We start from the raw sequence: 9,908 nt of genomic DNA on the forward strand, positions 1-9,908 counted from the left end.
GTTGATTGGTGTGATGGACAACGAACGAGCGAGGTGTTGGCGTGAACATTAATGCAACCCTGATTGGCCAGTCCGTTGCGTTCTTCATTTTTGTGATTTTCTGCATGAAGTTCGTGTGGCCTCCGGTCATCGCGGCTTTGCACGAACGTCAGAAGAAGATCGCGGATGGACTGGACGCTGCTTCCCGAGCAGCTCGCGACCTGGAGCTGGCCCAAGAAAAAGCGGGTCAACAACTGCGCGAAGCTAAAGCTCAAGCAGCCGAGATCATTGAGCAAGCCAAGAAACGCGGTACCCAGATTGTCGACGAAGCCCGTGAAACGGCACGCGTTGAAGCTGACCGTGTGAAGGCTCAGGCTCAGGCCGAGATCGAGCAGGAACTGAACGGTGTCAAAGATGCCTTGCGCGCCCAGTTGGGTAGCCTGGCAGTCAATGGCGCAGAGAAGATTCTGGGTGCCACAATCGATCAAAACGCGCACGCGGAGCTGGTTAACAAACTGGCTGCTGAAATTTAAGCGAGGGCGATCATGGCAGAACTGACCACGTTGGCCCGACCTTACGCGAAGGCGGCCTTCGAGCATGCGCAGGCCCACCAGCAGCTGGCCAATTGGTCAGCCATGCTCGGCCTGGCTGCTGCGGTGTCGCAAGACGACACCATGCAGCGCATGCTCAAGGCCCCGCGACTGACGAGCGCACAAAAGGCCACCACTTTTATTGAAGTGTGTGGCGAAAAGTTCGATGCCAAGGCACAGAATTTCATTCACGTCGTTGCTGAAAACGACCGCCTCCCGCTCTTGCCGGAGATCGCCGAACTGTTCGACCTGTACAAGGCCGAGCAGGAAAAATCGGTCGATGTGGATGTCACCAGTGCTTTCGCATTGAACCAAGAACAGCAAGACAAACTCGCCAAGGTTCTCAGTGCACGGCTCGGCCGGGAAGTGCGCCTGCATGCTGCGGAGGATGCCTCTCTTATAGGGGGTGTCGTCATCCGCGCCGGCGACCTGGTTATCGATGGCTCAGTTCGTGGCAAGATCGCGAAACTAGCCGAAGCATTGAAATCTTGAGTTTGAAGGGGCAGCAGAGCAATGCAGCAACTCAATCCTTCCGAAATAAGTGAAATCATCAAGGGTCGCATCGACAAGCTCGATGTAACCTCCCAAGCCCGTAACGAAGGCACAGTCGTCAGCGTGTCTGACGGTATCGTGCGGATTCATGGTCTGGCCGACGTAATGTACGGCGAAATGATCGAGTTTCCGGGCGGTGTCTACGGTATGGCGCTGAACCTTGAGCAAGACTCCGTGGGTGCCGTTGTACTGGGCGCTTACACGACTCTGGCTGAAGGCATGAGCGCCAAGTGCACAGGCCGCATCCTCGAGGTTCCGGTTGGTAAGGAACTGCTGGGTCGCGTTGTCGATGCACTGGGTAACCCAGTTGACGGCAAAGGTCCGCTGAACAACACCGAGACCGATGCGGTCGAGAAAGTTGCTCCAGGCGTGATCTGGCGTAAGTCGGTAGACCAGCCTGTACAGACTGGCTACAAGGCTGTCGATGCCATGATTCCTGTCGGCCGTGGCCAGCGTGAGCTGATCATCGGTGACCGTCAGATCGGTAAAACCGCTCTGGCCATCGACGCAATCATCAACCAGAAGAACAGCGGCATCTTCTGCGTCTACGTAGCAATCGGTCAGAAGCAATCGACCATTGCCAACGTTGTTCGCAAGCTCGAAGAGAACGGCGCACTGGCTAACACCATCGTCGTGGCTGCAAGTGCTTCCGAATCCGCAGCGCTGCAGTTCCTTGCACCGTACTCGGGTTGCACCATGGGCGAGTTCTTCCGCGACCGCGGTGAAGACGCGCTGATCGTTTATGACGATCTGTCCAAGCAAGCAGTGGCTTACCGCCAGATTTCCCTGCTGCTGCGCCGTCCACCAGGCCGTGAAGCTTACCCAGGCGACGTGTTCTATCTCCACTCCCGTCTGCTGGAGCGCGCATCGCGTGTTTCCGAAGAATACGTAGAGAAGTTCACCAACGGCGCAGTGACCGGCAAAACCGGTTCCCTGACCGCACTGCCGATCATCGAAACCCAGGCTGGCGACGTTTCCGCGTTCGTTCCGACCAACGTGATTTCCATCACCGACGGTCAGATCTTCCTGGAATCGGCGATGTTCAACTCCGGCATCCGTCCGGCTGTGAACGCCGGTGTTTCGGTATCCCGTGTGGGTGGTGCCGCTCAGACCAAGATCATCAAGAAGCTTTCCGGTGGTATCCGTACCGCTCTGGCTCAGTACCGTGAACTGGCGGCATTCGCCCAGTTCGCTTCTGACCTGGACGAGGCGACCCGCAAGCAACTTGAGCATGGTCAGCGCGTTACCGAGCTGATGAAGCAGAAGCAATACGCACCAATGTCGATCGCTGACATGGCGCTGTCGCTGTATGCCGCTGAGCGTGGGTTCCTGACTGACGTCGAAATCGCCAAGATCGGCAGCTTTGAACAAGCGCTGATTGCTTACTTCAACCGCGATCACGCCGATTTGATGGCGAAGATCAACGTGAAGGGTGACTTCAATGACGAAATCGATTCTGGCATGAAAGCCGGCATCGAGAAGTTCAAGGCCACCCAAACCTGGTAAGCCGCAGCGGGGGCCGCAAGGCTCCCGCTTGCTAACCTGATAGGTGTTACATGGCAGGCGCAAAAGAGATTCGCAGCAAGATTGCGAGCATCAAAAGCACGCAAAAGATCACCAGCGCCATGGAAAAAGTGGCGGTCAGCAAAATGCGCAAGGCTCAAATGCGCATGGCTGCTAGCCGTCCTTACGCGGAGCGCATTCGTCAGGTGATTGGTCATCTGGCAAACGCCAACCCGGAGTACCGCCACCCGTTCATGATCGAGCGCCCTGTTAAGCGCGTCGGTTATGTCGTAGTGAGCAGTGACCGTGGTCTGTGTGGTGGCTTGAATACCAACCTGTTCAAGACTCTGGTCAAGGACATGGCGGTGAACCGTGAAAACGGTGTAGAGATCGATCTGTGCGTGGTCGGCAGCAAAGGTGCGGCATTTTTCCGCAACTTCGGCGGTAACGTCGTCGCTGCGATCAGCCACCTGGGCGAAGAGCCGTCGATCAACGACTTGATCGGCAGCGTCAAGGTGATGCTGGATGCCTACCTGGATGGCCGTATTGATCGCCTGTCCGTGGTATCCAACAAGTTCATCAACACCATGACCCAGCAACCAACAGTGGAGCAATTGATTCCGCTGGTGGCAACCCCGGATCAAGGGCTCAAGCACCACTGGGACTATCTCTACGAACCCGATGCCAAAGAGCTGCTAGACGGCCTTATGGTTCGCTACGTGGAATCGCAGGTGTACCAGGCGGTGGTCGAGAACAACGCAGCTGAACAAGCAGCGCGGATGATCGCGATGAAGAACGCCACAGACAACGCCGGTGATTTGATCAGCGATTTGCAGCTGATCTACAACAAGGCGCGTCAGGCAGCGATCACCCAAGAGATCTCGGAAATCGTCGGCGGCGCTGCCGCGGTTTAACGGTTCAAATATTAGAGGAACCAGCTAATGAGTAGCGGACGTATCGTTCAAATCATCGGCGCCGTGATCGACGTGGAATTCCCACGCGATAGCGTACCGAGTATCTACAACGCGCTGGAAGTTCAGAGCGCGGCAGGAACCACCCTGGAAGTTCAGCAGCAGCTGGGCGACGGCGTGGTTCGTACCATTGCGATGGGCTCCACCGAGGGCTTGAAGCGTGGTCTGGAAGTAACAGACTCTGGCGCAGCCATCTCCGTACCGGTCGGTAAAGCGACGCTGGGCCGGATCATGGACGTGCTGGGCAACCCGATCGACGAAGCTGGCCCGATCGCCACCGAAGAGCGCTGGGGCATTCACCGTCCTGCACCGTCCTTCGCTGAGCAGGCAGGCGGCAATGACCTTCTGGAAACCGGCATCAAGGTTATCGACCTGGTCTGCCCGTTCGCCAAAGGCGGTAAAGTCGGTCTGTTCGGTGGTGCCGGTGTCGGCAAGACCGTAAACATGATGGAGCTGATCCGTAACATCGCCATCGAGCACAGCGGTTATTCCGTGTTCGCCGGTGTGGGTGAGCGTACTCGTGAGGGTAACGACTTCTACCACGAGATGAAGGACTCCAACGTTCTGGACAAAGTGGCACTGGTCTACGGTCAGATGAACGAGCCGCCGGGTAACCGTCTGCGCGTAGCACTGACCGGCCTGACCATGGCCGAGAAGTTCCGTGACGAAGGTAACGACGTTCTGTTGTTCGTCGACAACATCTATCGTTACACCCTGGCCGGTACCGAAGTATCCGCACTGCTGGGCCGTATGCCTTCCGCAGTAGGTTACCAGCCGACCCTGGCTGAAGAGATGGGCACTCTGCAAGAGCGCATCACTTCCACCAAGAATGGTTCGATCACCTCGATCCAGGCCGTATACGTACCAGCGGACGACTTGACTGACCCGTCGCCAGCGACCACGTTTGCCCACTTGGACGCCACCGTCGTACTGTCCCGTGACATCGCTTCCCTGGGTATCTACCCGGCGGTAGATCCACTGGACTCGACTTCGCGCCAGCTGGACCCGAACGTCATTGGCCAGGAACACTACGACACCGCTCGCGGCGTTCAGTACGTGTTGCAGCGCTACAAAGAGCTGAAAGACATCATCGCGATCCTGGGTATGGACGAGCTGTCGGAGACCGACAAGCAGTTGGTTAACCGTGCTCGTAAGATCCAGCGCTTCCTGTCCCAGCCTTTCTTCGTGGCAGAAGTCTTCACCGGTGCTTCGGGTAAATACGTTTCCCTGAAAGACACCATTGCTGGCTTCAAAGGCATCCTCAACGGTGACTACGACCATCTGCCAGAACAAGCGTTCTACATGGTCGGCGGCATCGAAGAAGCGATCGAGAAAGCCAAGAAACTGTAATCCCGGCGCCCGGCAACGGGCGCTATTAGGTTGAGGCAAGCAAATGGCTATGACAGTCCATTGCGACATCGTCAGCGCGGAAGGGGAAATCTTCTCCGGTCTGGTCGAGATGGTGATTGCGCACGGCAACCTGGGTGATATCGGTATCGCTCCAGGCCACGCGCCGCTGATCACTGATCTGAAGCCGGGCCCGATCCGCTTGATCAAGCAGGGTGGGGAAGCCGAGGTGTTCTACATCTCCGGTGGTTTCCTTGAGGTTCAGCCGAACATGGTCAAGGTGCTTGCCGATACTGTGCAACGTGCTGCCGACCTGGATGAAGCTTCTGCTCAGGCTGCCGTACTGGCTGCCGAGAAGGCCCTGAACGAGAAGGGCGCAGATTTCGATTACGGATCTGCAACTGCTCGTCTGGCCGAGGCTGCAGCTCAGCTGCGCACCGTTCAGCAAATTCGCAAGAAGTTTGGCGGCTAACCCCGCTGCACTCGATGCGCGATTGAGAAAAAGGGTAGCCTCGGCTACCCTTTTTCTTTTTTCAGATTTCCTCTTTCAAGTCAGCCCGCCTTCGGTCCGGTTGCCGCTCAGTTGGTAGTCCTATCATGTCTCTCGATATCGTTATTCTCGCTGCTGGCCAAGGTACCCGGATGCGGTCCGCGCTGCCCAAGGTCCTGCACCCCGTGGCCGGCAATTCCATGCTGGGTCATGTTATCCACAGCGCGCGCCAGTTATCCCCAAGTGGAATACATGTCGTGATCGGACACGGCGCTGATGCTGTTCGTGAACAGCTGGCAGCCGATGACTTGAATTTCGTGATGCAGGACAAGCAACTCGGTACCGGCCATGCGGTTGCTCAGGCGCTGCCCGCGCTGACGGCTGATACCGTGTTGATTCTTTATGGCGATGTCCCGTTGATCGAAGTAGAGACGCTTTCGCGCCTGCTCAAACTGGTCAACCTACGGCAACTGGGCCTGTTGACCGTTACGCTGGATGACCCTACCGGTTACGGCCGTATCGTTCGCGATGAGCAGAATCGTGTCTGTGCCATCGTCGAGCATAAGGACGCGAGCGACGCGCAGAAGGCTATCACCGAAGGCAATACCGGAATTCTCGCGGTGCCTGCTGCTCATCTCGCTGACTGGCTGGGGCGGCTGTCCAACAACAATGCCCAGGGCGAGTATTACCTCACCGACGTGATCGCCATGGCAGCTAATGACGGCCTGGTGGTTGCCACAGAGCAACCCCACGACGCGATGGAAGTGCAGGGCGCCAATGATCGCAAGCAGCTTTCCGAACTGGAGCGTCATTACCAGATGCGTGAAGCCCGTCGTCTGATGGCGGCTGGCGTGACCCTGCGTGACCCTGCGCGCTTCGATGTGCGCGGTGAAGTCAGCGTCGGGCGCGATGTGCTGATCGATATCAATGTGATTCTTGAAGGCAAGGTCGTGATCGAGGATGACGTGGTCATCGGTCCGAACTGCGTCATCAAGGACAGCACCCTGCGCAAGGGTGTCGTCGTCAAAGCCAACAGCCACATCGACGGTGCGATTCTGGGGGAGGGCAGCGATGCCGGCCCGTTTGCACGCCTGCGACCAGGCAGCGTGCTGGGTGCCAAGGCGCATGTGGGTAACTTTGTCGAGCTCAAGAATGCGAACCTGGGCGAGGGGGCCAAGGTTGGCCACCTGACTTATCTTGGTGATGCTGAGGTCGGCGCACGCACCAATATCGGCGCCGGTACCATCACCTGTAACTACGATGGTGCCAACAAGCACAAGACGACGTTGGGTGCAGACGTGTTCATTGGTTCCAACAACTCTCTGGTTGCGCCTGTGGATATCCTGGACGGCGCGACGACTGCAGCTGGCTCGACCATCACGCAAAACGTGCCTGCTGAACAACTCGGCGTAGCCCGCGCCCGCCAGCGCAACATCGAAGGCTGGAAGCGGCCGGTGAAAATCAGGAAAGACTGAGTTATCCACAGTCCNCGTGCCAATGCTCAACATTGGCACGCGTCCATAACTATCCACACCTGACAGTCAAGCCAGGACGCGGAGCATGGGTAAGATGATCTTGAGATCACCTCTCGTTCCTCACGCTCCAGCGTAGGAATGCCGTTCGTGACGCTCCGCGTCACACCCCAGGCTCAAAAGCCGATGTCACGAGTATCCGGTAGAAATTGCGCCGCCCCATCCCGAAACCTTGACCAAAACCAAAAAATAGGTTTTGATTGCCTTCATTATCTTTCGAAACGAAACTTAAGGCAGTCATGTCGAAGCGTAATACACCGCAGCGTCGCCACAACATTCTCGCCCTGCTCAACGAGCAAGGTGAAGTCAGTGTGGACGACTTGGCTAGACGCTTTGAAACTTCCGAAGTTACGATTCGAAAGGACCTGGCTGCGCTTGAAACCAACGGCCTGCTGTTGCGCCGTTACGGGGGCGCAGTGCCGCTTCCTCACGAGCTTATAAGCGATGGCAGTCAGCCGGTTTCCCGCTACAAACAGGCCATCGCCCGCGCTGCGGTTTCCAGAATTCGCGAGCACGCCAGAATCATCGTCGACAGTGGCAGCACCACGGCGGCATTGATTCCTGAGCTGGGCCAGCAACCCGGCCTGGTGGTCATGACCAATTCCCTGCATGTTGCGCGCGCCCTGACCGAGCTGGAGCACGAACCGGTCCTGTTGATGACGGGCGGAACGTGGGATCCGCACTCGGAGTCTTTTCAGGGGCAAGTCGCGGAACAGGTACTGCGCTCCTACGACTTTGATCAGCTGTTCATCGGTGCCGACGGCATCGATCTGATTCGTGGCACCACCACCTTCAACGAGCTGCTGGGCTTGAGCCGGGTCATGGCGGAAGTCGCCCGGGAAGTCGTGGTCATGGTCGAAGCCGACAAGGTCGGTCGCAAGATCCCCAATCTGGAACTGCCCTGGAGCAGTATCCACACCCTTATTACTGATGATCGCCTGCCCAGTGAGGCGCGCGATCAGATACAGGCCCGCGGCATCAATCTGATTTGTGCTGCTGTCAGCTAGGAGATAACCATGTGTGGAATCGTCGGCGCCGTTGCTGAACGTAATATCACGGCCATTTTGCTCGAAGGCCTCAAGCGCCTTGAATACCGCGGTTATGACAGCGCGGGCGTGGCAGTCTTCAGCAACGAAGGCACCCTTGAGCGCCGCCGTCGCTCTGGCAAGGTCAGTGAGCTGGAACAGGCACTTGCCGGCGAGCCGCTGATCGGTCGTCTGGGCATTGCCCACACGCGTTGGGCGACCCACGGCGCCCCGTGTGAGCGTAACGCCCACCCACACTTCTCGGCCGACACGCTGGCAGTTGTCCACAACGGCATCATCGAGAATCACGAAGCGCTGCGTGAACAGCTGAAAGGCCTGGGTTACGTCTTCGCATCCGATACCGACACTGAAGTCATCGTCCATCTGCTGCACCACAAGCTCAAGGACACCGCCGATCTGGCGGTTGCCCTGAAGGCTGCGGTGAAAGAACTTCACGGTGCTTATGGGCTTGCGGTCATCAATGCCGCGCAGCCGGATCGCCTGCTGGCCGCTCGCAGTGGCAGCCCGCTGGTTGTCGGCATGGGCCTGGGTGAAAACTTCCTGGCCTCCGACCAACTGGCGCTGCGTCAGGTCACTGACCGTTTCATGTACCTGGAAGAGGGCGACATCGCCGAGATCCGTCGCGACAGCGTGCAGATCTGGAACGTCGACGGTGTGTCGGTTGAGCGCGAAGTGGTGCAATACCATGAAGGCGCCGAAGCCGCCGACAAGGGTGAGTATCGTCACTTCATGCTCAAGGAAATCCATGAGCAGCCCAAGGTCGTACAGCGCACCCTCGAAGGTCGTCTGGGGCAACAGCAAGTGCTGGTCCACGCATTTGGTCCACAGGCTGCCGAACTGTTCGCCAAAGTACGCAATGTTCAGATCGTGGCCTGTGGCACCAGCTACCACGCAGGCATGGTAGCGCGTTACTGGCTTGAAGGCCTGGCCGGCATCCCTTGCCAGGTCGAAGTGGCCAGCGAGTTCCGCTATCGCAAGGTAGTGGTTCAGCCGGACACCCTGTTCGTCTCGATCTCGCAGTCCGGTGAAACCGCCGACACCTTGGCAGCGCTGCGCAACGCCAAGGAACTGGGCTTTCTGGCCAGCCTGGCGATCTGTAACGTCGGCATCAGCTCACTGGTACGTGAATCAGACCTGACCCTGCTGACCCAGGCTGGCCCGGAAATCGGCGTGGCATCGACCAAGGCTTTCACCACCCAATTGGTCGCCTTGTTGCTGCTGACCCTGTCGCTGGGTCAGGTCAAGGGATCGCTGGAGCAGGGCGTCGAAGCGCAGCTGGTCGAAGAACTGCGTCGCCTGCCAACCCGCCTCGGCGAAGCGCTGGCAATGGACGGCACGGTCGAGAAAATCGCCGAACTGTTCGCCGAGAAGCACCACACCCTGTTCCTTGGGCGCGGCGCACAGTTTCCGGTGGCAATGGAAGGCGCACTCAAGCTCAAAGAAATCTCCTACATCCACGCCGAAGCCTACCCGGCCGGCGAACTCAAGCATGGCCCGTTGGCGCTGGTCGACGCCGACATGCCAGTCGTCACCGTCGCACCGAACAACGAACTGCTGGAGAAACTCAAATCCAACCTGCAGGAAGTGCGCGCACGCGGCGGCGAGTTGATCGTGTTCGCGGATGAGCAGGCCGGCATGAAGAACGGCGAGGGCACCCACGTCATCGCCATGCCACACATCATCGATGCCCTGGCACCGATTCTCTACACCATCCCGCTGCAGTTGCTTTCGTATTACGTGGCTGTGCTGAAAGGGACGGATGTGGATCAACCGCGGAATCTGGCGAAGTCGGTGACGGTGGAGTGAGTTATCCACAGGGGTGGGGGTTTCTGGCTGTTCAGAATAAAGATTGACACAACCTATTAAAGTTTGACACAATCTATTAAAGTTTGACACAG

Annotated in this window: 9 protein-coding genes; all 9 read left to right on the top strand. The window is 57.9% G+C overall.

The genetic code is table 11. The annotated features are described in order from the left end of the window. The first annotated feature begins 41 nt into the window (after nucleotides 1-41). The 9 genes from AO388_RS16840 (at nucleotide 42) to glmS (ending at nucleotide 9,816) form a co-directional block, all read left to right on the top strand. The gene (locus AO388_RS16840; protein ID WP_002555986.1) at nucleotides 42-512 is read left to right on the top strand and encodes a F0F1 ATP synthase subunit B; all 471 of its coding nucleotides are present in this window, start codon (nucleotides 42-44) and stop codon (nucleotides 510-512) included. A 12-nt stretch (nucleotides 513-524) separates the two neighbouring features. Next, nucleotides 525-1,061 carry a F0F1 ATP synthase subunit delta gene (locus AO388_RS16845; protein ID WP_003315956.1) on the top strand — a complete coding sequence of 179 codons (537 nt, stop codon included), beginning with the start codon at nucleotides 525-527 and terminating at the stop codon, nucleotides 1,059-1,061. A gap of 21 nt (nucleotides 1,062-1,082) precedes the next feature. After that, nucleotides 1,083-2,627 carry a F0F1 ATP synthase subunit alpha gene (gene atpA / locus AO388_RS16850; RefSeq protein WP_002555984.1) on the top strand — a complete coding sequence of 515 codons (1,545 nt, stop codon included), beginning with the start codon at nucleotides 1,083-1,085 and terminating at the stop codon, nucleotides 2,625-2,627. A gap of 50 nt (nucleotides 2,628-2,677) precedes the next feature. Continuing rightward, complete coding sequence (atpG, locus tag AO388_RS16855; RefSeq protein WP_003367855.1) at nucleotides 2,678-3,538, top strand: F0F1 ATP synthase subunit gamma; 861 nt, start codon at nucleotides 2,678-2,680, stop codon at nucleotides 3,536-3,538. Between the two features lie 27 nt (nucleotides 3,539-3,565). After that, nucleotides 3,566-4,945, top strand: a complete 1,380-nt coding sequence (atpD, locus tag AO388_RS16860; protein ID WP_002555982.1) for a F0F1 ATP synthase subunit beta — start codon at nucleotides 3,566-3,568, stop codon at nucleotides 4,943-4,945. Nucleotides 4,946-4,988: 43 nt separating this feature from the next. Next, complete coding sequence (locus AO388_RS16865; RefSeq protein ID WP_003413751.1) at nucleotides 4,989-5,414, top strand: F0F1 ATP synthase subunit epsilon; 426 nt, start codon at nucleotides 4,989-4,991, stop codon at nucleotides 5,412-5,414. 125 nt (nucleotides 5,415-5,539) lie between these two features. Next, on the top strand, nucleotides 5,540-6,907 hold the full coding sequence (gene glmU, locus AO388_RS16870; RefSeq protein ID WP_003367859.1) for a bifunctional UDP-N-acetylglucosamine diphosphorylase/glucosamine-1-phosphate N-acetyltransferase GlmU: 1,368 nt from the start codon (nucleotides 5,540-5,542) through the stop codon (nucleotides 6,905-6,907). 296 nt (nucleotides 6,908-7,203) lie between these two features. Further along, nucleotides 7,204-7,971, top strand: a complete 768-nt coding sequence (locus AO388_RS16875; protein WP_003367861.1) for a DeoR/GlpR family DNA-binding transcription regulator — start codon at nucleotides 7,204-7,206, stop codon at nucleotides 7,969-7,971. Nucleotides 7,972-7,980: 9 nt separating this feature from the next. Continuing rightward, nucleotides 7,981-9,816, top strand: coding sequence for a glutamine--fructose-6-phosphate transaminase (isomerizing) (glmS, locus tag AO388_RS16880; RefSeq protein ID WP_003432746.1), 1,836 nt, complete (start codon nucleotides 7,981-7,983; stop codon nucleotides 9,814-9,816). Nucleotides 9,817-9,908: the final 92 nt, after the last annotated feature.

The sequence above is a fragment of the Pseudomonas sp. ICMP 10191 genome, from assembly GCF_001467335.1.
In the GTDB taxonomy this organism is placed as follows: domain Bacteria; phylum Pseudomonadota; class Gammaproteobacteria; order Pseudomonadales; family Pseudomonadaceae; genus Aquipseudomonas; species Aquipseudomonas cerasi.